Below are 22,108 nucleotides of genomic sequence, written 5' to 3' on the forward strand. Positions count from 1 at the left end.
GGTAATAGGACCTGGTCTTGCGACAATGATTGTAGATGAATGGCTTGATGCCGAATTTCAAGGAGAAAGACATCAGAAAAGAATAGATAAAATAAGTGAAATTGAAAAAATCAAAAAGAGAAACTAAATCATTTTTATAACTGAAAATCTAAATATAAAATTAATTTTGAAAACGAGTTTTAAGCCATAGCTTGAAATCTTATAGGTGTAAAGATTTCTGCTATGGCTTAAAATAATAATATACCATACCATATATTACATTATTAATTACAAGTTATTTTTGCTTATCCAGGAAACGTTTTTTTAGACGTCAATTTACAATAATTAAGTATTAGTTCAAGAAGGAGAAGGGGACAGGGACCTGTCTGAAAAATAAGAAAATGAAAAAAATATTGTAACAGGGACTTGTTTAACAATATGATATAATATATATATAATTTACGATAGGAGGTAGGAAATGCCAAGGAAAGCGCGAGAAAAGAGCAAAACGGGGATTTACCACATCATGCTAAGAGGAATTAATCGTGAAACCATATTTCAAAGTGACGATGATTATATTAAATTTATTAGCATAATACAACAGTTAAGGAATAATGTTGAAATAATATGGTGGAGGTGGGTTAATTGACAACAATTTATTTTATTCGTCATGCAGAATCAGACTATACAGAGCACAATGATGAGTTAAGACCTCTTACAGATAAAGGCTTAATCGATAGACAACTTGTTACAGCTTATTTGATGGATAAAGATATTAAAATTATTTTATCAAGTCCATATAAACGAGCAGTTGATACTTTAGTAGACTTTGCCAATAAAGTTAACCTACCAGTAATTACTGTTCCGGATTTTAGAGAACGCAAGGTTGATAGTGAATGGATTGATGATTTTGATTCTTTTGCGAGACAGCAATGGCAAGATTTTAATTTTAAATTATCAGATGGAGAAAGTTTATCAGAGGTACAGCAACGAGGCATTGCAGCACTGAAAAAAGTTTTAGAGAATTATAAAAACCAAAATATTGCAATAGGGACTCATGGTACTATATTGAGTACTATTATCAATTTTTATGATAAATCATTTGGATATAATGAATTTAATGAAATCAAACATGTTATGCCGTGGATTGTAAAGTTTAAGTTTGATGGCGACAAATGTATAGAGATCGAAAAAATTAATATTTTTAAATATAAATATAAATAAACATACTATGTTTCAGACTGTAGAATTAAATATCATCTATTTATTTTTTTAAATGTAAAGCCTTTAAATGAGATTTTATAAACTTTATTTTACATCTAACCTATTAATATGAAAAGAATTATCCAAAAAATCAAAGCCTTGGCTTTTAAAAAAATTCCATATCCATTCATTCATTCCGATCATTTCGATAGGGTTGTAGTGTAATCCAAAGAGTTTTTGAGCAGCATTAATATAACCTTTTTCTTTTATATAATTTTTTACTTCATTAGCAAAGCTATCGCTTTCTACTTGTTTTGAAATTTCAAACAATTTTTCTGCCAAATTAAAATTTTTATCATTAATGTTAATTTTTATATTATTATATTTTTCGTTATCATAGTATTTTATTATTTCCTCGTCGCTTAAAATTTTATACTTTTCTTCAAAAATTACAGCGTTCTTATTGAGTTTTTTATTAGGTTTTCCAGAATTTTTTGGATAGCCCAGACACATTGCTAATACGGGTATTGTAAGTTCTGGTAATGACAATATTTCTTTTAGTTCTTCATATCTCAAGTTTGGTGTACCTAGATATACACATCCGATATCTTTCAAAGTGCAGGCACTTTCGATGCTTTGTGCTGTGCACATAACATCTTCAAGGCTTATTATAAATTCTAAAAATGATCTGTGGCGCCCGTAAGGAGATTTGCTTAATTGACACCATTTGCGTTGCTTGTAAAAATCTAAAATAAAAAATAGTATGGTGTCTGCAGTTTCTATAAAATTTTGTCCTAATATTTGACGTAAAGTCTTTTTTGTTTCTTTATTTCTTACTTTTATTATGGTAATTGGTTGAGTATTCCCACCACTTGCGGCTGCAAGCCCAATATCTAATATTTCATCTAAATCTTCATCTGATATAGGCTTTTCTAAAAAGCTTCTGCAACTTTTTCTATTTTTAAGTTTGTCTAGTGCATCCATTGAAAGCCCTCCTTTTCATTTGATTTGCTAATGTTATTATAACATAGATATTGATATAATTAAGCCAATGAAACCTTTAATGAAAAACTTTTATTTGCCTCTTCACTTTATCAGTTCAATTTGATAAAATATGTACTATACATAAAAAAGGTATAAAGGGGGATGCATTGTGAAGAGTATACGGATATACGACACAACATTAAGAGATGGAGTTCAAGGACAAGGTATATCTTTTACTGTGGAAGACAAATTAAAGATAGTTAAAGTTCTTGATGAGTTTGGTGTAACCTATATTGAGGCAGGTAATCCTGGGTCTAATCCTAAAGATATTGAATTTTTTGAAAGAGTTAAAAATATTAAGTTAAAAAATGCTAAATTAATCGCTTTTGGCAGCACAAGAAGAGCGAATACAACTACCGAAGAGGATGCTAATGTGATTTCCCTTTTAAATGCTGACACAGAGGTAGTAACTATTTTTGGCAAGTCATGGGACTTTCAAGTTACAGAAATTTTGAAAACTACTTTAGAAGAAAACTTAAAAATGATTTATGATACAGTAAAGTTTTTTAAAGACAAAGGTAAGTCAGTTATATTTGATGCAGAGCATTTTTTTGATGGTTACAAACAAAATCCAGAGTATGCTTTAAAGACATTAGAAGTAGCATTAGAGGCGGGCGCAGACAGTGTATGCTTGTGTGATACAAAAGGCGGAGCTTTTCCTATGGAGGTTTATGAAATAACAAAAACTGTTGTGGATAAATTTAATACAGAAGTAGGAATACACTGTCATAATGATAACGGAATGGCTGTCGCAGATTCTATAATGGCAGTACAAGCAGGGGCAATACAAGTACAAGGTACAATAAACGGTTATGGTGAAAGATGTGGCAATGCGAATTTATGTACCTTGATACCGAATTTGCAATTACTTATGGGATATAAATGTGTGCCTGATGAAAATCTAAAACAATTGACTCATTTAGCCAGATTTGTAAGTGAAATTGCAAATGTCACTTACGATGAAAGGGCGCCTTATGTTGGGAAAAATGCTTTTTCCCACAAAGCGGGGATGCATGCTGATGCTGTAAATAAAAATACTTATTCTTATGAACTGATTGACCCTTCTTTAGTGGGAAATAGTAGGACCTTTTTGATTTCTGAAGTTGCAGGCAGAGGAACAGTGCTAAATGCCATAAATGAAATAGATCCAACTATTACAAAGGATTCTCCTGAAACAAAGTTAATTTTAGATAAATTAAAAGAAATGGAGTATTTAGGGTATCAATATGAAAATGCAGGAGGTTCTTTAGAACTTTTGATAAGAAAGGTTCTTGGAAAATATAAACCAGCATTTAATTTAAAAGAGTTCAAAGTTATTGTAAATGAGCCTTCTGTAAATAGTGTTAATTCTTCAGCACTTATAAAAGTGGAAGTCGATAGTATAGAGGAGATAGCTGCAGCTGAGGGAGATGGGCCAGTACATGCTCTTGATAATGCTGTAAGAAGAGTACTGGAGAGATTTTACCCACAGATAAAAGAAATGAGGTTGACAGATTATAAAGTGAGGGTTTTGGATTCTAATTCTGCAACTGCTGCTAAAGTTAGAGTTATAATAGAGTCGACAGACGGAAAAGATTCATGGAGCACAATTGGGGTTTCTACAGATATTATTGAGGCCAGTTGGAGAGCCCTTGTTGATTCAATAGAGTACAAACTTAACAAAGAAAGTTAATTCAAAAGCGGAGAAATTGACATGAATTGTCATTGATGTTAAAGTAAAAATGAACATGTCAATTTCTCTTTTTTTGAAAGGAGAAATTTGAATGATAATAAGTGCAAGCAGGAGAACGGATATTCCGGCTTTTTACAGCGATTGGTTTTTTAAAAGAATTGAGGAAGGCTATGTTTTGGTGAGGAATCCTTTTAATTTTCATCAAGTCAGTAAAGTTTCTTTAAAGAAAGATGCAGTAGATGGCATTGTGTTTTGGACAAAAAATCCAGAAAAAATGATACCGAAATTGCATTTGATAGAGGACTATGCTTATTATTTTTTATTTACTTTAAATCCCTATGATAAAAGAATAGAGAGGAATGTGCCAGAAAAATCACATATAATTGAAGTTTTTAAAAAGCTGTCTAGCAAAATAGGGAAAGAGAGGGTAATTTGGCGTTATGACCCTATTATTTTAATTCCCGAATTTGATATAGAATACCATGTAAAAAGCTTTAAGGAAATAATGTCTGAACTTTATGGATATACATCAAAATGTATAATCAGTTTTGTGACTCTTTATCCTAAAGTTTACAAGACTTTAGAAAAAATAGGGGCTTATGAGATAAACAAGGAACAGAAGTTAGAAATTGCATATAGATTTTATGAAATAGCGAAAGAGCACTCAATTAAACTTGAGACTTGTGCAGAAGAATTGGATTTATCGCCATATGGTATAGAGCATGCGAGATGTATAGATAAAACTTTAATAGAAGAGCTTTCTGGTAAAAAACTCAATATAGGAAAGGATAAGAATCAAAGGAAGTTTTGTGGTTGTGATGAAAGTATAGATATTGGTGCCTATGATACTTGTCTACATGGCTGTATTTATTGCTACGCAAACAGTAGTATCAGTACTATAAAAAGAAATACAAAGCAGTACAATGTAAATTCTCCTTTGTTGTGTAGCAAATTGACAGAAGAGGATGTAATAAAAGAAAGGGAAGTTAAATCTTGTGCTGTTTGGCAAACTTCAATTTTTGATAGATAAAAAATCTGTCTATGTGGAAAAGTTTTCTTGACTGTAGTATAATTGAATTATGAAATATTTGGAGGTGTTATTATGCAAAAGGCTGTTGAAATTACATATAACGGCAAAACTTTAAGAGGAATGATGCATTTGCCTGATGATGTTAAGGGTAAAGTGCCTATGGTAATAATGTTTCACGGTTTTACAGGCAATAAAGTAGAGTCTCACTTTATTTTTGTGAAGATGTCAAGAGCTTTAGAAAAAGTAGGTATTGGGAGTGTAAGGTTTGACTTTTATGGTTCTGGAGAAAGTGATGGGGACTTTAGTGAAATGACATTTAGCAGTGAATTGGAAGATGCAAGACAAATTTTAAAGTTTGTGAAAGAGCAACCTACGACTGACCCTGAGAGAATAGGACTACTTGGTTTGAGTATGGGAGGAGCTATTGCAGGGATTGTAGCAAGGGAATATAAAGATGAAATAAAGGCGTTGGTGCTATGGGCTCCAGCTTTTAATATGCCTGAGCTTATAATGAACGAAAGTGTAAAGCAATACGGAGCTATTATGGAACAATTGGGCTTTGTAGACATAGGAGGACATAAACTGAGTAAAGATTTTGTTGAGGATATTTCAAAATTAAATATATTTGAGCTGTCAAAAGGATACGATAAAAAAGTGCTTATAGTTCATGGGACAAATGATGAAGCGGTTGAATATAAAGTTTCTGATAGAATCTTAAAAGAGGTTTATGGGGATAACGCTACAAGAGTGACAATCGAAAATGCAGACCATACTTTTAAGAGTTTAGAATGGGAGAAAAAGGCGATTGAGGAGTCAGTAGAGTTTTTCAAAAAGGAATTGTTAAAGGGATAGCTCCATCGCTATCCCTTATTTTTCTGCGTAAAGCTCAATTATTTTTATTATTACTTCGACTGCTTTTTCCATTGCATATGTCGGTATAAATTCATATTTACCGTGAAAATTATGCCCTCCTGTGAATAAATTAGGTGTTGGAAGCCCCATATAGCTTAATCTTGCTCCATCAGTGCCTCCTCTTATAGGCACTATTTTAGGTTCCACTCCTACTAATTTCATTGCTTCTAATGCTGTATCGACTATGTGCATATGCTTTTCAATTATTTCTCTCATATTGTAATACTGGTCTTTAAGTTCAAGCTCTAGTGTGCCTTCACCATATTTTTTATTTAATGTTTCTACAATGCTTTTTAGGTATTCTTTTTTATCTAAAAAAGTTTGCTTATTAAAATCTCTGATAATATAATACATTTTAGTTTGTTCTACATTGCCTTCAAAATTGTTCAAATGATAAAAACCTTCATATCCTTCAGTATGGGCAGGAGTTTCATGTTCAGGTAACATATTTTGGAGTTCTATTCCAATCAAAATGGAGTTTTTCATCTTGCCTTTTGCTGTTCCAGGATGCACATTTCTGCCATTAATTTTGATTTTAGCACTGGCAGCATTGAAATTTTCGTATTCTATTTCTCCAATTCCACCGCCATCTACAGTATAAGCAAAATCACAATTAAATTTTTTACATCAAATTTGTCTACACCCCTACCAATTTCTTCATCAGGTGTGAAGGCTACTTTTATATTGCCATGCTTTATTTCAGGATGATTTATTAAATATTCCATAGCTGTTATTATTTCTGCAATTCCTGCTTTATCATCAGCTCCCAAAAGAGTTGTTCCGTCTGTGGTGATTAAAGTTTTTCCTATGTAATTTTTAAGCTCTGGAAATTCAGTAGGAGATAATACTATGTTTTTTTCTTTGTTTAAGATTATATCTTTGCCATCATAATTTTCTATTATCTGAGGCTTTACGTCTTTGCCGCACATGTCAGGACTTGTGTCCATATGAGCTATAAATCCTACTGTAGGGAGTTTTTTGTCAGTATTTGAAGGAAGTAAAGCCGTAACATAACCGTTTTCATCTACATTTACCTCTTTAAGGCCTATTTCTTCAAGCTCATTTGCTAATTCTTTTGCAAATATTACTTGTCCCTCAGTGCTGGGATAAGTTGTTGAGTTTTCATCCGATGTTGTATGATATTTTACATATTTTAAAAATCTCTCCACTACTTTTGACATATTATAACCCTCTTTCATTTAAAATTTTTCCCAATGTAACACTTCAGATAAAGCTTTTTTATATTTTGGTTGTGGCTCTTCTGCGGGATATCCTAATGATATAATAGAAATCATTCTTAAGTTGTCAGGAATGTTGAGGTATTCGTTTATTTCTTTTTCATAGGTTCTGTTATACCCAGCTACCCAACAGGAACCTATGCCGTAGGCAGTAGCTGCGAGTAATATATTTTCTGTTGCTGCTGAACCATCTTCTAAGTGATGTCTGTTATTTTTATCGCAGTAGACGATGACACAAGCTCCTGCATCTTTAATAAATTTCCCATATGTAGCTTTTTCTGCTATGAATTTAAGTCTTTCTTTGTCTGTTATAACGACGAAATGCCAAGGCTGTGCGTTATTTCCACTGGGAGCAAGCCTTGCGCAGTCTATTATGTCTTCTAATATTTCTTTTGGAATAGGTTTATCTATGTATTTCCTTATACTTCTTCTCTTTTTTAAAGCCTCTAATGCCTCCATAACTTTTGCACCTCCTCTTTATATTATATCCCATAAAGTAAAAATTCCAAAAAGATTGACAAAAATCTATTACTGTATAAAAATAAAGCTAAGTAAACTTATACATACTTTTGAAAAACTTGAATAAGATAGATTTATGATATAAAATATGAGTATGTAAATAAAGAATGGAGGTTTACATATGAGGAAATTGATAGGTTTTGATTATTCAAAAGCTCTACAATTTGTAAGTCAAAAAGAAATTGAATATATGGAAAAGCATGCAAAATTATCTCTTGATATGGTGCTTAATAAAAATGCTCAAGGGAATGACTTTTTAGGATGGGTAAGTCTTCCCAAAGATTATGATAAGGCAGAGTTTGAACGCATTAAAAAAGCAGCAGAGAAGATTCAATCAGATTCTGATGTGCTTGTGGTTATAGGTATAGGTGGGTCTTATTTAGGGGCAAGAGCGGCAATTGAAATGCTTTCTCATTCCTTCTATAATTTGTTGCCAAAAGGTAAGAGGAATATGCCGGAGATTTATTTTGCTGGAAACAGCATAAGCTCTACATATTTAAGTGATTTATTTGAACTTATAGAGGACAAAGATGTATCAATAAATGTGATTTCTAAATCTGGTACTACCACAGAACCGGCAATAGCTTTTAGGGTTTTTAGAGATTTTCTTGAGAAAAAATATGGAAAAGAAGGGGCTAAATCGAGAATATATGTGACAACAGATAGAGCGAAAGGAGCTTTAAAAAAATTAGCTGATGAAGAAGGATATGAAACATTTGTGATTCCTGACGATGTTGGAGGAAGATACTCAGTTTTGACAGCTGTAGGCCTTCTACCAATAGCAGTAGCAGGCATTAGCATAGACGATATGATGCAGGGTGCTTACGATGCTTCAACAGTCTATACCAAAGACAACCTTAATGAAAATATAAGCATGCAGTATGCAATTTTGAGAAATATTTTGTACAGAAAAGGCAAAGCTATAGAAATACTTGTAAATTATGAGCCAAAGCTTCACTATTTCTCTGAATGGTGGAAACAGCTTTTTGGAGAAAGTGAAGGTAAAGACAATAAGGGAATTTATCCTGCTTCAGTAGATTTTACGACAGATTTACACTCAATGGGGCAGTTTATACAAGAGGGAAGCAGAAATATTTTTGAAACAGTTTTAAATGTTGAAAAACCTGTTAAAGATATAGTTATAAATGAAGACAAGGACAATATAGATGGGCTTAACTTTTTAGCAGGAAAAACTATAGATTTTGTCAATAAAAAGGCTTTTGAAGGTACATTATTGGCTCATACAGATGGGAATGTTCCTAACCTTGTAGTAAATATCCCTGAAATATCAGCTTACTATTTTGGCAATCTGGTCTACTTCTTTGAAATGGCTTGTGCTATAAGCGGATATATAAATGGGGTTAATCCACTTGACCAACCAGGAGTAGAGGCTTACAAGAAAAACATGTTTGCACTTTTAGGAAAACCAGGATATGAAAAAGAAAAAGAATTGTTAGAAAAAGATTGGGAAAATAAATTAAAGGCCGGGCAATTGCGCGGCCTTTTTAAATAGGGGTTGACTTATTTTTTGTGTACATTAAATCGTAGTATTCTTTTAACATTCTATTAGCTGAGAAAGCTTCATAAGTCGTCCTTATACTTTCTCTCATCATATTTTCCCATTTTGCTTTATCATTGTAGTATGTGGGTACTACTTTATTTAAAAGAACGTCGTAGAGTGCTTCAAGGTCGTGTTTGTCTAATTCTTCTATATTGTCAGACTCAAAACCATCTCCAAATTGCCAGCCATTTACTCCGTCTATACAAGCTTCTGGCCACCATCCATCTAAAATGCTTAAATTTAGTACTCCGTTCATGGCGGCTTTCATGCCGGAGGTACCACTGGCCTCCATTGGTCTTCTTGGATTGTTTAACCACACATCAGCGCCTCGAGTAAGCATTTTTCCTATTGTCATGTCGTAATCTTCTAAGAATACTACGCTTTCAGGATATTTCTTTGTCATCTCTATTAATTTTGTGACAATTTTTTTACCCACATCATCTAGTGGATGACCTTTTCCTGAGAACACCATTTGTATTTTTTTAGACCTTAGATAATTACCTATGACTTCGTCATTTGTAAATATAAGGTCGCTTCTTTTGTAAGGAGCAGCTCTCCTTGAAAAACCTATCAAAAGCTTGTCAGCGTCCAATTTGACTCCTGTCCTTTGATATACAAAATCAATTAATTCTTGTTTTAAAATATTATGAGTTTCTAAAAGTCCTTCACCTTTGTTGTAGGCTTCTATTATCCTTTTATCTACCCAAGTGTTTCTGTCAATACCATTGGTTATGGAGATTATAGGTGCTTTGTTGTCAACATGTTGCCACATTTTGTTTGCAGTTTGCCCGTGAAGTTTTGAGACACCGTTTGCAATGCGAGAAAGTCTCAAACCTGCGACTGTCATATTAAAAGGAACACCACCGATTTGAGCCATTTGCTCAATTGAAAGACCATTGTTTGCACCCATGTACATGAGAAGTTCTAAATCGTGAGATTCGTTTCCTTCTTTAACAGGGGTATGGGTTGTAAATACTACTTCTTCTCTTGTAGCTTTCCACGCCTCTTCAAAACTCATATTTTGATTTTCCATTTTCTCTCTTATAAGCTCAATGGCTGCTAATACTGCATGCCCTTCGTTAAAATGATAAACATCAACATCAATTCCCAAAGCTCTTAAAGCTCTTACTCCGCCAATGCCTAATACCATTTCCTGTGAAACTCTTTCTTCACCAAACCATCCATAAAGCTGACCTGTTATCCATCTATCTCCATTTTCTGGTATATCTGTGTCAAGCAAATACAAAGGCGCATTGTCAAAGCTGTCTACCAACCATACTTTGCAGTATACATCTTTGTTTCTTATTTTTACTTTTACCTTTACTCCTGTGTCCTTTAAAAAGTCGTACTTACGTGTGTAATTGCGATAGGCATCATAAGGGTATCCGTCTTCACCGATATGTTGTTCTGTATAACCTTGTTTCCACAGTATGCCTATTCCTACTAAAGGCATACCTAATTCTTTTGCGGCTTTTAGATGGTCTCCTGCTAAAATGCCAAGACCACCTGCGTATAGTTTGAAATCTGATTGTAAGCCGTATTCCATGCAGAAATAGGCTACTTTTGGCAATTTTTCATTACTCATATTAAACCTCCTCATTTTCCAAGTATTAAGTATATTATAATATTAAAAAAATCATTATGCAAGTGGTTGCACAAGTATTAAAAATAAAAACAGTGTTATTGCTCAATAATTTTTATATCTATGTACGGGCCACTCAGTGAATGCTAATATTAAAAGCATTATAAAATTCACAATAGGTATAAACATCAAAAGACCATATATTCCTCCATAACCAGTTTTATCAAAAATTTTCCACCAGATTAAACCGTAAAGTATAATTGATCCAATAAAAAGGATACCAAAAATAAGAGATGAGAACATGCAAAACATTCCTTTCTCGAAAATTTATATTCTTTACAATTATAGTATAGCAAATAACATAAAAAATTTACAGATTTATTTTAAAAAAGTTAAAAGCCTGCAAAATCTTTAGAGAGGGACAAAAAAATTTCTATTGACATAGGAGTTAATCCATAGTATCATATAGCTTAAATAGTTTAACAATTTAATACTTTAAAATCTCTTATCGAGAGTGGTGGAGGGACTGGCCCGATGAAACCCGGCAACCGGCATTTTATATGCGTCTTGGTGCCAATTCCAGCAGCGTTTCGCTGAAAGATGAGAGAGTTTTGGTGTCTCTTCTTTTGGCGAAGAGACTTTTTTATTTTTAAAAATGGAGGCGATGTAGATGTTGAAAAATGAAAATTTGTGTACTAAACTTAAGAAAAGGAAGTTTGTTGTGACAGCAGAAATTTCTACGCCAAAAGGGGTAGATATAACGAAAACTATTGAAGAAGCGAGAAAATTAAAAGGCATTGTAGATGCCTTAAATATAACGGACTGTCCTATGGCGAATATGCGGATGAGTCCTATAGCAGTCGCTCACCTTTTACAAGACCACTTAAACATTGAAGCTATTTTTCATTTGACCTGTAGAGACAGAAATCTGATAGGCCTTCAGTCAGAGCTCTTAGGAGCTTATGCGTTAGGTGTGAGAAACATACTAGCCTTGACAGGAGATGACCCTTCCCGTGGAGATACTCCTCAGGCTAAAGGGGTATATGATGTAGATTCTGTTGGGCTTTTAAAGATTATCAGTGCTTTTAATAGAGGTTATGATTACAATGGAAATAAATTAGATTCCCCAACAGAATTTTGCGCCGGTACGACTGCAAATCCAAATGATTTAAGGGATGAAGCACTAGAGAAGCTTAAAGTTAAGATAGAGGCAGGGGCAGAATTTATTCAAACACAACCGGTTTATGATGAGGAAATTTTATTTAAGTTTATTGAAAAGATTAAAAATTTCAATGTACCACTTTTGATAGGCATATTACCTCTTAAAAGCTATAAAATGGCAGTCAATTTAAATGAAAAAGTGCCAGGTATAGATATTCCAGAAAAAGTTTTAGAAAGGCTAAAGGATGGAGGAAGAGAAGAGGGAATAAACATAGCTGTAGAGTTTATAAAGCGGATACGCAGTGAAGTTGCAGGAATTCACATTATGCCTTTAGGGAGTACAAATGTTGTGTTAGAAATAATTTCAAGAGTCGATGATTTAGTCTGTGATTTTGCAGAAAATAACGTACAGATGAATTAAATGGAGGTTAAAAATGTTAGACATTTTTAAAGAACTTTCAAATAGAGTGATTGTTTTTGATGGAGCAATGGGGACACAACTTCAAGAGAGGGGTTTAAAAAGTGGAGAGTGTCCCGAATATATGAATATAACCCATCCAGAAGTAGTATTTGATATCCACAGGTCCTATATAGAAGCAGGAGCGGATGTGATTGAGACAAATACCTTTGGCGCTAACAGGATAAAATTAGCAAAATATGGACTGGAAAATGAGGTTTTCAATATTGTCACTCAGGCTGTCAAAATTGCCAAAGAAGCTTCCAAAGATAAACCTGTGGCACTTTCTATAGGACCTATTGGAGAACTTTTGACCCCTTATGGAGACATGACTTTTGACGAAGCTTATGATGTTTTTAAAGAAGTAATTATAGCTGCAGAAAGAGCGGGAGCAGATATTGTTTTAATTGAAACAATGTCAGATATGCTGGAGGCAAAAGCTGCCATTCTTGCTGCTAAAGAGAATTCAAACATGAAAGTTATATGTACAATGACTTTTCAAGAAGATGGAAGGACTCTCATGGGGTCAGACCCTATAACTGTAGTAGTTAGTTTACAAGGGTTAGGATTGGATGCCATTGGCGTTAACTGCTCGACAGGCCCCGATAAAATGGTAAGTGTAGTGGAAAAAATGTCTCAAGTTTCTCGCATACCTATTATTGCACAACCTAATGCAGGTATGCCTGTCATTCGCGACGGCAAAACAGTTTACGACTTAAAACCAGAAGAATTTGCTAGTTTCTTTCCTTTACTTGTTGAAAAAGGCGCTTCTATAGTGGGAGGGTGCTGCGGTACTACTCCTCACTATATAAAACTTGTTAAAAAAGCTGTAAAAGATTTAAAGCCAAAAGTCAAAGTCAACAAATTTACAGCTGTAGCTTCCAATACAAAAACAGTTTTCATAGGTGAAAATTATCTTTTAAGGGTTATAGGGGAACGTATAAATCCTACTGGAAAAAAGAAGTTAAGTGAGGCTTTTTTTGGCGGGAGATGTGAGTTTAGCAGTAGAGGAAGCTATAAAACAGCAAAAATGCGGAGCGGAAATATTGGATGTAAATGTGGGAGTTCCTGGGGTAAACGAAGAAGAATTACTTCCTAAAGTAGTTTCTGAAATACAAAATGTGGTAGACATTCCTCTTCAAATAGATAGCACTAATATTAAAGCTGTAGAAAAAGCTATAAGAATTTTAAGAGGTAGACCCATAATCAACTCTGTAAGTGCAAAAGAGGAAAGTTTAAAAGAAGTGCTTCCTATTGTCAAAAAATACGGAGCTTGTGTTGTAGGACTTACTGTAGGAGATAAAGGGCTTCCCAAAGATAGGCATGAAAGAATTGAAAATGCGAAAAAAATTATAAAAAAAGCGGAAGAGTATGGCATACCTAAAGAGGACATATTGATAGATTGTATTGTGCTGACGGTTTCTTCTGAGCAGGAGGCTGCAATTGAGACTTTAGAAGCGATAAAATTGGCTAAAGAAGAGTTAGGAGTAAATACTGTTGTGGGACTTAGCAATGTTTCCTTTGGTTTACCTGAAAGAAGGTTGATAAACTCTACTTTTTTAGCAATGGCAGCATCTTATGGGCTTACTACTGCTATTATAAATCCCTGCGATGAAGCCATGATGGACACTTTGAGGGCTTCAATGGTTTTACTAAATAAAGATAAAGGCAGTGTGAATTATCTGAATATATATGGGAAAAAGCAAAAAGAGGAGATCAAAGAGAAAGAACAACAAAAAATTCAAGAAGAAGATTTAAAATCAAAACTCTATATCCAGATTTTAGAAGGCAAAAAGTCAGGAGTAGAAGATATAGTAAAAAATATTTTAGAGGAGGAAGTTCAGCCTCTTTCTATAGTTGATAACATAATAATTCCTGCCTTAAAAGAAGTGGGAGATAGATATGAAAAAGGCATATATTTCTTGCCACAACTTTTGAGCTCTGCAGAAGTGGTGCAAAGCGCTTTCAAGATAATAAAAGAAAAGCTTCCAAAAGGTTCAGTATCTAAAGGCAAAATAATACTTGCTACAGTTGAAGGAGATGTACATGATATAGGAAAAAATATAGTAAAAGTTTTGCTTGAAAACTATGGATATGATGTAATTGACTTAGGAAAAGATGTCAAAGGAGAAGTGATATTAGAGGAAGTAAAGCGAACAGGGGCACCGTTAGTAGGTCTAAGTGCTTTGATGACGACAACTTTGTTTAATATGGAGAAAATTATCAAACTGCTTAAAGCAAATACTGATGTGAAAATAATGGTAGGCGGGGCTGTTTTGACTGAGGAATATGCCTATAAGATTGGAGCAGATTATTACGGAAAAACGGCTCAAGATGCAGTTAAAATTGCTGATAAGTTTTTCTTAAAAAATGCTCTTTTATGTAAAACTTGTGGTATTTAAAGGTGGTGTAGAGGTGTCAGTAGAAGCGGTGAAAGAGTTTTTTAAAGAGAAAGGATATGATATTAAAATAAAAATTTTTGAAGATACAAGCACTGTGGAAAAAGCAGCTAAATCTTTAGGGGTAACTCCTGGGGAAATAGCAAAGTCTATGCTTTTTAGATTAAAAGATAAATATATTATGATTATAACAGCAGGGGATAGAAAAATAGACAATAAAAAATTTAAAGATACTTTTAAAACAAAAGCAAAAATGGCATCCCCAGAAGAAGTGTTAGAAGTTACAGGGCATCCTGTTGGTGGCGTTTGTCCTTATGGGCTGAAAAATCCGGTTGAAGTATATTATGATGTGTCTTTAAAAAATTATGAGGTAGTATATCCTGCAGCTGGTGATACAAATGCTGCTGCTACCATAAAAGTCGAAGACCTTGATAAAATAGTAGAAGGAAAATGGGTAGATGTATGCCAATAGACATACATCTACTTTTTTAAAAGAATTTTTTACTTTCCATATATTCTCTTACCTGTACTAAAGTTTCTCCAAATCTTTGAAAGTGTACAATCTCCCTTTCTCTCAAAAACCTTAGAGTATCTTTTACACAAGGGTCATCTGTGAGATTTATTAAATGTTCATAAGTTGCTCTTGCTTTTTCTTCGGCTGCCATATCTTCGTGTAGATCAGCGATTGCATCTCCTTTAGCCTGGATATAGGCGGCGGTCCATAACATTCCTGTTGTATCTGCATAGAATAGGCCTCTATCATGTTCTGTATAGTATTCCCCTAATCCTTCTCTTTTTAATATTTCTACTGGTACTCCCTTTAAAAGCTTGAAAACAAGAGTTGCTATTATTTCAAGGTGTGCTAATTCTTCTGTAGCAATGTCTGTCAAAACTGCTTTTGCTTTTCCTGTAGGCATGACGAATCGCTGAGTTTGATATCTTAAAGCGGCTGCCAATTCTCCATCAGGGCCTCCATATTGGGCGATGAGGTATTTTGCCATTTTTACATCTGGTTTGCATACTTTAGCAGGATATTGTAGTTTCTTTTCATAAACCCACATAACAAAGTCCTCCTCAATATTCTATTTCCCAAGGCCATGGGTCATCTACCCATTTCCAAGGATATTGACTTTGTGAATGACCAAAAACCATCAAGGGCCCGTAAAATTGTTCATATTGTTGTTTCAACATAGACAATTGGTTGGAATAATAGTTATAGTCTTGAAGGGCTTTTTGGTCATCGGGATGGGTGTCTAAGTATAGATTCAAATCTATACAGGTAAACTCTATTTCCATGATTTTCTTAAGCAAAGATATTTGATTGCCATCCATTTTATCACCTCATTTTTTCGCCTACATAAGGCATATCAAGTTCAGGGAAAACAGTGCCTTTTTTAATGGCTTCTTCCGGAGGATAAAGAGATACATACTTCTGTAAAGGCACATAAGCCTGTGCAAGCTTTAGAGAAGGAAAAGCATAATCTTGTACATAAGGATTATAGTCGTACATTTTTTAAACCTCCAAATCTGTAGTTTTACTAATATAATATTCTTGTATATATGTTTGTGATACAGTAAAAAAACAGCCATTTATGCTGTTTTAATGAACTCCTAATAGTACAAGCATTATTCCACCTGCTATTGCCGTTCCAAAAACTCCGGCAAGGTTTGGCCCCATGGCGTGCATTATTAAAAAGTTGTAAGGATTTTCTTTTATGGCTACAGAGTGGGACACTCTCGCAGCTATTGGAACAGAAGCTATACCTGCAGAGCCAAGAAGAGGATTTATTTTTCCACCAGAAAGTTTATTTAAAAATTTTGCTCCCAGTACACCTCCAGCTGTTCCTGTCATAAAAGCGATAAGCCCTAAGGTGACTATCTCTAATGTCTTAATGGTCAAAAAAGTGTCTGCTTTCATGGTGGAGCCTATGGAGACTCCTAATAATATCGTAATTACGTTCATAAATTCTCCACTGACTGTTTTTGCAAGCCTATCTACAACTCCCGACTCTTTTAAAAGATTTCCTAACATCAACATTGTTATAAGAGGAGCAATTGGAGGAAGTAGTAAATCTATTAAAACAGTTATTACAATAGGAAAGGCGATTTTTTCTGTTTTTGAAACGGGTCTCATCTGTTTCATCATTATTTGCCTTTCCTCTTTTGTAGTAAGTAACCTCATGATAGGAGGTTGTATTAAAGGCATTAACGCCATATAAGAATACGCAGCGACAGATATTTGAGCCATAAGGTGGGGAGCTAATTTTTGAGTTACGTAAATTGCCATTGGTCCATCTGCACCGCCAATAATCCCTATAGCCCCCGCTTCAAATATACTAAAACCTAAAAGTTTTGCGCCTATTAATGCTATAAATATTCCTATATGGGCAAAAGCACCTAAAATCATTAAACTAGGATTCGCAATCATAGGACCAAAGTCCGTCATGGCACCTACGCCGAGGAAGATAAGGGGAGGATAGATAACCTTTTCAACCCCTAAGTAAAAAAAGTGTATAAGTCCTCCAGGTTCCAATAAATCAGTAGCTGGTATGTTTGCTACAATACTGCCAAAACCTATTGGAAGAAGTAAAAATGGCTCATATTTTTTTACAATAGCTAAGTATATGAGGAATATACCTACCAATATTAAAAACACATTACCCCAAGTTAAATGAACAAGACCGGTAGTTTGTATCATATCTTTAAAAAGTTTTAACAGAAACTCCATTTGTGTCACTCCTTATTTTTTGTTAATAAATTTTTCGATTTTACTAAATAACGGAAATATCTTTGATAATATAGCACCAATTACTAACAGAAGCATTGACAACAAAACCATGTCTATGATTGACAAATAAATAGCTCCTAAAACTGTATCTGGTACCATTATTTCACCTCCTGAAAAAATAAAAGAGCCATAGTATTATGACTCTTTCCCTCTGTCTCCCCTTATGTACTTTATAAGTGCATTATTCCAAAACCCAACCTTTCATGATTTGTGAGAGGATGTAAAGCTGATTTTCCAAACATTGAAACTGCAATCCAAGTATTATCTGCTACAACTGCAATTTTCATCATAAGGCTTACGTCTAAGGGCAAAGTCAAGGATAAGGATTTTACAGCTTCAATTGTAGCATGTAAGAGGGCGTGCATAGAAGTTGGATTTTTTTCAATTACATTATTGTTTAAAGCTGCTCCTACCACTGCAGAGACTATTTTTTCATTGAATTCGCTACTTTTACCTCCCAGCTCTGTTACAGCGCATTTGTAACCTTTTTCTAAGAGAAGTTTTTTGATTTCTTCTTCTTCCTCTCTATTTGAGGAAAGAGACAATACCATGGCTCCTTTTGCAACTGTTAGGTTGTTTATAAACACTTTAATTCTTCATCCTTTCTCACTCTTTCACTCTCTCACCCAGTATTAGTATACAACGTTATTAAAATTATGTAAAGGTTATTTTATTTTTTGATGAAAACATTTTAATAAGTAATATTAGAATTATTGAGCAAAATAAGGTATAATCTAGATAGCAAAGGAGGAATGACAGTGAGAAAAAACGATGTTATCACAGTTGACGTAAAAGAGATGGAATTTGGTGGATTTGGGATAGGCTATTTTGAGGGGAAAAAAGTAAAAATAAAAGGAGCACTTTTGGGGCAAAAAATAAAGGCAAAAGTTAAAAAGTAAAAAAGGATATGGTAGAAGGCGAAATAGTAGAAGTAATAGAAAATTCTACTTTGGAGAAGCAAAGCCTTTGCCCTCACTTTGGAGATTGTGGCGGCTGTACTTATCAAAATGTTAGCTATCAAGATCAACTTAAGATAAAAGAAGATATTTTGAAAAAGCTTTTTGAAAAAGAAGGAATAACAGAGTACGAATTTTTAGGTATTGTAAAAAGTCCTAAAGAGCATGGTTATAGGAATAAAATGGAATACACTTTTGGAAAAGATAAAGAAGGCAATGCGGCGTTAGGACTTCATAGAAAAGGTCGATTTTATGAGGTAATCATGACAGACAAATGTAATATTGTTGAAGATGATTTTCTCAAGGCTTTAAATCTTACTTTTGATTATGCAATAAAAAAGGACTTCCTTTTTATGACAAAAAGACTCATGAAGGTTTTTTGAGACATTTGGTTGTGAGAAAGGCATCAAAATCAGGAGAGATTTTGTTAAACATTGTGACGACAACACAGTTGCAACATGACTTTACAGAGCTTATTGAAAGATATAAAAATGCGAATTTTGAAAGTCGGCTTGTAGGTGTACTACATACTCAAAACGATTCCTGGTCAGATGCTGTAGTATGCGAAAGATTGGAAGTGTTATATGGAAGAGATTATCTCATAGAAGAGATTTTGGATTTAAAATTTAAAATAAGTGCATTTTCTTTTTTCAAACTAATTCATACGGAGCAGAAAAACTTTATGAGACAGTGAGGGAATTTGCAGGAGATGTATCTGACAAAATAGTTTTTGATTTGTACTCTGGTACAGGAACCATAGGCATAATTATGGCTCCAATGGCTAAAAAGGTAATTGGGATAGAACTAGTAGAAGAAGCAGTTATGTCAGCAAGAAAAAATGCTGAGCTAAACGGCCTTGAAAATTGCACTTTTATTGCTGGCGATGTATCTCAAAAGTTAAAGGAGATAAAAGAAAAACCCGATGTAGTAATTGTAGACCCCCCAAGGTCTGGAATCAATCCAAAAGCGCTTGAAGACATTGTGAAATTTAACGCTGAAAAAATAGTGTATGTTTCGTGTAATCCTGAATCTCTTGTAAGGGATTTAAAAACCCTCAGTGAAGATGTATATAAAGTGAAAAAAGTAAAATGTGTAGACATGTTTCCTCATACCTATCATGTTGAGACGGTAGTTTTAATAGAGAGAAAGTAAGAATGAGGAGGTGGGCCGTTTGGCCAATCAGAATTTAAAAAGGATTATTTTAGAGGTTGTAAATAACCAGATTAGAGACAATAATCCACCAATTACCAAAGTGACACTGGAAAGACTAAAAAAATCAGGATACACAGAACAACAGGCAAAAGAAAAAATCGCCGCAATATTAATAGAAGAAATATACGATGTGCTAAAAAATGGTGAAGCCTACAATGAAGAACGATATGCTAAGAAACTGTCGACTTTGAAATAGATGTCATAGTAAAAAAATTGACACTCATGCTATTATATTTGACATCATGGAAAGAAGAAATTATGGAGCTAAAATATCGTAGAATTCAAAAAGCTTTAAAATAGGTATTGGAATGGAGTATAGTCCTTATAATCTTATGAATTTTGAATCTGAATTTGCTTTGCTTCCGCATCTTATACATTCAAAGAAAACCATAGAACATATTAAGAAATTGTTTCTTGAAAAAAATTCAGTAATTGCTGATGGTTATGGTCATAAAGTATATCGTTGTCCAAAGTGCGATGAGTTCTATGGAAGATTTTTCATACATTTAGATTATGATGGTGGCTGTTTTGAAGTGAAGTATAGATGTCCTAAATGTAAAGTTGTATTACACCCAATCGATTGTGATGTTGTAGAAGTCGATGGGGGAGAACAAAAAGCAATTAATCTTGAGAATTATCCTTGTCCTAAATGTGGTAAATATAGTCGTAAAAGGAGTTTTTAGAATTGAGCTTCGGTGAAAAAAAGAAATGGGTGTATGCCGATGTTGAAACGGCTTTATATGTCTATATACGAAAACTAAGAGAAGAAACAAAAACGTTTATTAGTGAAACATGCTCACAAATACAGGTAAAAGGCCAGCTTAGAAACCCACACCATTTAATTACTGAGCACAAGGAAGAAGTAATTTATAGGAAAAAGAGGGACAAGGCATTAAAACAGGCCAGCTTCAGTTCAAGCTATTATGCAAGTGTAAAAAGTAAATATCGAGAGAATAAAGCTATTCTCCCAATAAGTGTTTCAGAATCTAATATAAACAGGGCATATAGAATATTGGATACAATTATGAGCACGCTTGAGGATATGGAGGGTTATACTCAGGTTAGTATAGATTCAGGCAAGGATACAGCTTATTTTGTTGTTATGCATTCAGCGTTTTATTTTGAATTGAAAGAAGAAACAAGAAGAAAACGAGGTTCACAAAACAATGTTGAAGTCCAGACTTATTTGGTGTTGTCAATATCTGCAAAAAGCTGGTTTGGGAATAGCATCCAATATAAGATGGAATACAAAGATAATGACAATGAGCCTTTGGAAGCTCAAGTAGGAAAAATAATTTATGATATGTTTGTTGTTGCAAATAAACTTCGAGCTGCAGATGAACTGAAAGAAAGAGAAGAAAAGAGAGAATGGGAAGAGCGTGAAAGACAGCGGCGTTTGGAACAAATGAGGAAAGGAGAATTGGAAGAGGTAAAGCTATTGGAGCAGGCTGCTTCTGATTGGGATAAGGCAGAGAAAATAAGAAGATTTACTGACTGCATGGAAAGAAAAATAGCTGAGGTTGCCGACGAAGGAAAAAGGGAAAAGCTTTTAAAATGGTTGAAATGGGCGCGTGATAAGGCTGATTGGCTTGATCCTCTGACCGAAAAAGAAGATGAACTTTTGGGTAAAAGCAAACATATATTTGACCTCATAGAAGATGAGTACAGGGGTGTTCTTTTTTCATAATCTTTAATGACTTTATCAGTATTTAAACTAAATCTAACTTCTGTATGCTAGATGAGGAAGAAGTATTAAAAGAAACTGAAGTATTTAAGCATTTATTTATGGCTCTTCAAGATTTTATTGAAAAGGACATTAAAGTAGATTTTGAAGCAGGAGAAACCTTAGTTCATAGGTATGGTAAACAACAAAATACATGGATTACTCATGCTGCTCCTCTTGTTATTCCAGAAAGGAAATACTTAATTCCTGTATTAAAAGATGAATTGCTTTTATCGAGGATTGCCAAGCAAAAAAATACGGGGACTGACATAGAGATGGATATAGCTTATGTAAATAGTACAATAAGAGATAAACGGTATGAACGGCATAGCCATTCATTCTCCCAAAACTATCTGCTTTCTTATTAAAATTGAAATTCAGAAAAGCTTTCTACAAATCTATCAATAGCTTTTAACCTTTCTTTAACCTGTAAATCTATTTTTCCACGTTCACATAAATCCGTCAATAGATAAAGCAAATATTCATCTCTTACAAAAATCCTTCTGGGCTTTCCTATATTTAAAATATAATTGATTACCATATCTAAAACATATTGGACCTCATCATCTTCAGGAGCAAGTAAATATTGATCTATTACCATTTCTGTTCGGGAATCAGCTAAAATACAACTTCTAATAGCAATAGTCTGCTTTTATTTATTTTCTAGGTAAT

The 22,108-nt window shown here is 33.9% G+C and carries 23 protein-coding genes, 3 pseudogenes and 1 riboswitch; of the genes and pseudogenes, 15 read left to right on the forward strand and 11 right to left on the reverse strand.

The genetic code is table 11. The annotated features are described in order from the left end of the window. The first annotated feature begins 4 nt into the window (after window positions 1-4). The 3 genes from THESIDRAFT1_RS13980 (at window position 5) to THESIDRAFT1_RS07025 (ending at window position 1,203) form a co-directional block, all read left to right on the forward strand. Window positions 5-127 carry an RpiB/LacA/LacB family sugar-phosphate isomerase gene (locus tag THESIDRAFT1_RS13980; RefSeq protein WP_483027940.1) on the forward strand — a complete coding sequence of 41 codons (123 nt, stop codon included), beginning with the start codon at window positions 5-7 and terminating at the stop codon, window positions 125-127. 330 nt (window positions 128-457) lie between these two features. Continuing rightward, window positions 458-628, forward strand: coding sequence for a hypothetical protein (locus tag THESIDRAFT1_RS13230; RefSeq protein ID WP_006569941.1), 171 nt, complete (start codon window positions 458-460; stop codon window positions 626-628). Further along, window positions 625-1,203 (forward strand): histidine phosphatase family protein, encoded by a 579-nt coding sequence (locus THESIDRAFT1_RS07025; RefSeq protein WP_006569942.1) that lies wholly within the window; start codon window positions 625-627, stop codon window positions 1,201-1,203. Before THESIDRAFT1_RS13230 ends, THESIDRAFT1_RS07025 begins: the two co-directional genes overlap by 4 nt. A gap of 84 nt (window positions 1,204-1,287) precedes the next feature. Here THESIDRAFT1_RS07025 and THESIDRAFT1_RS07030 read toward each other — a convergent pair whose 3' ends face one another. Next, entirely contained in the window at window positions 1,288-2,166 is an 879-nt protein-coding gene (locus tag THESIDRAFT1_RS07030; RefSeq protein ID WP_006569943.1) for a nitroreductase family protein, read from the reverse strand. A gap of 169 nt (window positions 2,167-2,335) precedes the next feature. Between THESIDRAFT1_RS07030 and cimA the strand changes: the two genes are divergently transcribed. From cimA to THESIDRAFT1_RS07045, 3 genes are all read left to right on the forward strand, one after another. Continuing rightward, window positions 2,336-3,898, forward strand: a complete 1,563-nt coding sequence (gene cimA, locus THESIDRAFT1_RS07035) for a citramalate synthase (RefSeq protein WP_004401546.1) — start codon at window positions 2,336-2,338, stop codon at window positions 3,896-3,898. Between the two features lie 91 nt (window positions 3,899-3,989). After that, on the forward strand, window positions 3,990-4,928 hold the full coding sequence (locus tag THESIDRAFT1_RS07040) for a DUF1848 domain-containing protein (RefSeq protein ID WP_003871324.1): 939 nt from the start codon (window positions 3,990-3,992) through the stop codon (window positions 4,926-4,928). Window positions 4,929-5,000: 72 nt separating this feature from the next. Then, window positions 5,001-5,780 (forward strand): alpha/beta hydrolase family protein, encoded by a 780-nt coding sequence (locus tag THESIDRAFT1_RS07045; RefSeq protein ID WP_006569944.1) that lies wholly within the window; start codon window positions 5,001-5,003, stop codon window positions 5,778-5,780. Window positions 5,781-5,795: 15 nt separating this feature from the next. Here THESIDRAFT1_RS07045 and pepT read toward each other — a convergent pair. Further along, a pseudogene (gene pepT, locus THESIDRAFT1_RS07050) lies at window positions 5,796-7,021 on the reverse strand (peptidase T). Between the two features lie 18 nt (window positions 7,022-7,039). Next, window positions 7,040-7,537 (reverse strand): nitroreductase family protein, encoded by a 498-nt coding sequence (locus THESIDRAFT1_RS07055; RefSeq protein ID WP_004401536.1) that lies wholly within the window; start codon window positions 7,535-7,537, stop codon window positions 7,040-7,042. A 181-nt stretch (window positions 7,538-7,718) separates the two neighbouring features. On the opposite strand from THESIDRAFT1_RS07055, the gene THESIDRAFT1_RS07060 reads away from it, so the two are divergent. Next, the gene (locus THESIDRAFT1_RS07060) at window positions 7,719-9,110 is read left to right on the forward strand and encodes a glucose-6-phosphate isomerase (RefSeq protein ID WP_006569946.1); all 1,392 of its coding nucleotides are present in this window, start codon (window positions 7,719-7,721) and stop codon (window positions 9,108-9,110) included. On the opposite strand, the gene glgP is transcribed toward THESIDRAFT1_RS07060, so the two are convergent. Further along, window positions 9,103-10,743 (reverse strand): alpha-glucan family phosphorylase, encoded by a 1,641-nt coding sequence (glgP, locus tag THESIDRAFT1_RS07065; protein WP_006569947.1) that lies wholly within the window; start codon window positions 10,741-10,743, stop codon window positions 9,103-9,105. The two genes, THESIDRAFT1_RS07060 and glgP, sit on opposite strands and share 8 nt — an antisense overlap. A 499-nt stretch (window positions 10,744-11,242) precedes the next feature. Then, window positions 11,243-11,347, forward strand: a riboswitch (SAM riboswitch). Window positions 11,348-11,410: 63 nt separating this feature from the next. On the opposite strand from glgP, the gene THESIDRAFT1_RS07075 reads away from it, so the two are divergent. The 3 genes and pseudogenes from THESIDRAFT1_RS07075 (at window position 11,411) to THESIDRAFT1_RS07085 (ending at window position 15,229) form a co-directional block, all read left to right on the forward strand. Further along, on the forward strand, window positions 11,411-12,322 hold the full coding sequence (locus THESIDRAFT1_RS07075) for a methylenetetrahydrofolate reductase (RefSeq protein WP_006569949.1): 912 nt from the start codon (window positions 11,411-11,413) through the stop codon (window positions 12,320-12,322). A gap of 13 nt (window positions 12,323-12,335) precedes the next feature. After that, window positions 12,336-14,760 (forward strand): annotated as a pseudogene (locus THESIDRAFT1_RS07080) (homocysteine S-methyltransferase family protein). Continuing rightward, the gene (locus THESIDRAFT1_RS07085) at window positions 14,729-15,229 is read left to right on the forward strand and encodes a YbaK/EbsC family protein (protein ID WP_006569951.1); all 501 of its coding nucleotides are present in this window, start codon (window positions 14,729-14,731) and stop codon (window positions 15,227-15,229) included. Before THESIDRAFT1_RS07080 ends, THESIDRAFT1_RS07085 begins: the two are co-directional and overlap by 32 nt. Window positions 15,230-15,245: 16 nt before the next feature. Here THESIDRAFT1_RS07085 and THESIDRAFT1_RS07090 read toward each other — a convergent pair whose 3' ends face one another. The 6 genes from THESIDRAFT1_RS07090 to THESIDRAFT1_RS07105 form a co-directional block, all read right to left on the reverse strand. Beyond that, window positions 15,246-15,818, reverse strand: a complete 573-nt coding sequence (locus THESIDRAFT1_RS07090) for a manganese catalase family protein (protein ID WP_003868341.1) — start codon at window positions 15,816-15,818, stop codon at window positions 15,246-15,248. Window positions 15,819-15,831: 13 nt separating this feature from the next. Further along, window positions 15,832-16,089, reverse strand: a complete 258-nt coding sequence (locus THESIDRAFT1_RS07095) for a spore coat protein CotJB (RefSeq protein WP_003868342.1) — start codon at window positions 16,087-16,089, stop codon at window positions 15,832-15,834. Between the two features lie 4 nt (window positions 16,090-16,093). Then, window positions 16,094-16,267 carry a spore coat associated protein CotJA gene (locus tag THESIDRAFT1_RS12980; RefSeq protein ID WP_006569952.1) on the reverse strand — a complete coding sequence of 58 codons (174 nt, stop codon included), beginning with the start codon at window positions 16,265-16,267 and terminating at the stop codon, window positions 16,094-16,096. A gap of 90 nt (window positions 16,268-16,357) precedes the next feature. Continuing rightward, the gene (locus THESIDRAFT1_RS07100) at window positions 16,358-17,485 is read right to left on the reverse strand and encodes a sodium ion-translocating decarboxylase subunit beta (protein WP_006569953.1); all 1,128 of its coding nucleotides are present in this window, start codon (window positions 17,483-17,485) and stop codon (window positions 16,358-16,360) included. A gap of 12 nt (window positions 17,486-17,497) precedes the next feature. Beyond that, complete coding sequence (locus THESIDRAFT1_RS13395; protein ID WP_004400040.1) at window positions 17,498-17,644, reverse strand: hypothetical protein; 147 nt, start codon at window positions 17,642-17,644, stop codon at window positions 17,498-17,500. Between the two features lie 71 nt (window positions 17,645-17,715). Beyond that, on the reverse strand, window positions 17,716-18,132 hold the full coding sequence (locus THESIDRAFT1_RS07105; protein ID WP_006569954.1) for a HutP family protein: 417 nt from the start codon (window positions 18,130-18,132) through the stop codon (window positions 17,716-17,718). Between the two features lie 165 nt (window positions 18,133-18,297). On the opposite strand from THESIDRAFT1_RS07105, the pseudogene rlmD reads away from it, so the two are divergent. The 5 genes and pseudogenes from rlmD (at window position 18,298) to THESIDRAFT1_RS07130 (ending at window position 21,804) form a co-directional block, all read left to right on the forward strand. Beyond that, window positions 18,298-19,653: pseudogene (rlmD, locus tag THESIDRAFT1_RS07110) on the forward strand (23S rRNA (uracil(1939)-C(5))-methyltransferase RlmD). Window positions 19,654-19,663: 10 nt separating this feature from the next. After that, window positions 19,664-19,909 (forward strand): hypothetical protein, encoded by a 246-nt coding sequence (locus THESIDRAFT1_RS07115; RefSeq protein WP_244262588.1) that lies wholly within the window; start codon window positions 19,664-19,666, stop codon window positions 19,907-19,909. 112 nt (window positions 19,910-20,021) lie between these two features. Then, window positions 20,022-20,396, forward strand: a complete 375-nt coding sequence (locus tag THESIDRAFT1_RS07120) for a hypothetical protein (protein ID WP_006569956.1) — start codon at window positions 20,022-20,024, stop codon at window positions 20,394-20,396. Window positions 20,397-20,398: 2 nt separating this feature from the next. After that, window positions 20,399-21,400, forward strand: coding sequence for a hypothetical protein (locus THESIDRAFT1_RS07125; protein ID WP_006569957.1), 1,002 nt, complete (start codon window positions 20,399-20,401; stop codon window positions 21,398-21,400). A gap of 44 nt (window positions 21,401-21,444) precedes the next feature. Beyond that, the gene (locus THESIDRAFT1_RS07130; protein WP_039929242.1) at window positions 21,445-21,804 is read left to right on the forward strand and encodes a hypothetical protein; all 360 of its coding nucleotides are present in this window, start codon (window positions 21,445-21,447) and stop codon (window positions 21,802-21,804) included. Here the strand turns inward: THESIDRAFT1_RS07130 and THESIDRAFT1_RS07135 are convergent. Next, complete coding sequence (locus THESIDRAFT1_RS07135) at window positions 21,801-22,079, reverse strand: DUF6930 domain-containing protein (RefSeq protein WP_483027941.1); 279 nt, start codon at window positions 22,077-22,079, stop codon at window positions 21,801-21,803. The genes THESIDRAFT1_RS07130 and THESIDRAFT1_RS07135 overlap by 4 nt on opposite strands. Window positions 22,080-22,108: the final 29 nt, after the last annotated feature.

It is taken from the genome of Thermoanaerobacter siderophilus SR4 (genome assembly GCF_000262445.1).
GTDB classification, from domain to species: Bacteria; Bacillota; Thermoanaerobacteria; order Thermoanaerobacterales; family Thermoanaerobacteraceae; genus Thermoanaerobacter; species Thermoanaerobacter ethanolicus.

Bases quoted from the DNA above. Each gene is read 5' to 3' on its own strand.
- THESIDRAFT1_RS13230 (WP_006569941.1), top strand. From the start codon at position 458: ATGCCAAGGAAAGCGCGAGAAAAGAGCAAAACGGGGATTTACCACATC.
- THESIDRAFT1_RS07030 (WP_006569943.1), bottom strand. From the start codon at position 2,166: ATGGATGCACTAGACAAACTTAAAAATAGAAAAAGTTGCAGAAGCTTT.
- THESIDRAFT1_RS07040 (WP_003871324.1), top strand. From the start codon at position 3,990: ATGATAATAAGTGCAAGCAGGAGAACGGATATTCCGGCTTTTTACAGC.
- THESIDRAFT1_RS07045 (WP_006569944.1), top strand. From the start codon at position 5,001: ATGCAAAAGGCTGTTGAAATTACATATAACGGCAAAACTTTAAGAGGA.
- THESIDRAFT1_RS07055 (WP_004401536.1), bottom strand. From the start codon at position 7,537: ATGGAGGCATTAGAGGCTTTAAAAAAGAGAAGAAGTATAAGGAAATAC.
- THESIDRAFT1_RS07060 (WP_006569946.1), top strand. From the start codon at position 7,719: ATGAGGAAATTGATAGGTTTTGATTATTCAAAAGCTCTACAATTTGTA.
- glgP (WP_006569947.1), bottom strand. From the start codon at position 10,743: ATGAGTAATGAAAAATTGCCAAAAGTAGCCTATTTCTGCATGGAATAC.
- THESIDRAFT1_RS07075 (WP_006569949.1), top strand. From the start codon at position 11,411: ATGTTGAAAAATGAAAATTTGTGTACTAAACTTAAGAAAAGGAAGTTT.
- THESIDRAFT1_RS07085 (WP_006569951.1), top strand. From the start codon at position 14,729: ATGCTCTTTTATGTAAAACTTGTGGTATTTAAAGGTGGTGTAGAGGTG.
- THESIDRAFT1_RS07090 (WP_003868341.1), bottom strand. From the start codon at position 15,818: ATGTGGGTTTATGAAAAGAAACTACAATATCCTGCTAAAGTATGCAAA.
- THESIDRAFT1_RS07095 (WP_003868342.1), bottom strand. From the start codon at position 16,089: ATGGATGGCAATCAAATATCTTTGCTTAAGAAAATCATGGAAATAGAG.
- THESIDRAFT1_RS12980 (WP_006569952.1), bottom strand. From the start codon at position 16,267: ATGTACGACTATAATCCTTATGTACAAGATTATGCTTTTCCTTCTCTA.
- THESIDRAFT1_RS07100 (WP_006569953.1), bottom strand. From the start codon at position 17,485: ATGGAGTTTCTGTTAAAACTTTTTAAAGATATGATACAAACTACCGGT.
- THESIDRAFT1_RS13395 (WP_004400040.1), bottom strand. From the start codon at position 17,644: ATGGTACCAGATACAGTTTTAGGAGCTATTTATTTGTCAATCATAGAC.
- THESIDRAFT1_RS07120 (WP_006569956.1), top strand. From the start codon at position 20,022: ATGGAGTATAGTCCTTATAATCTTATGAATTTTGAATCTGAATTTGCT.
- THESIDRAFT1_RS07130 (WP_039929242.1), top strand. From the start codon at position 21,445: ATGCTAGATGAGGAAGAAGTATTAAAAGAAACTGAAGTATTTAAGCAT.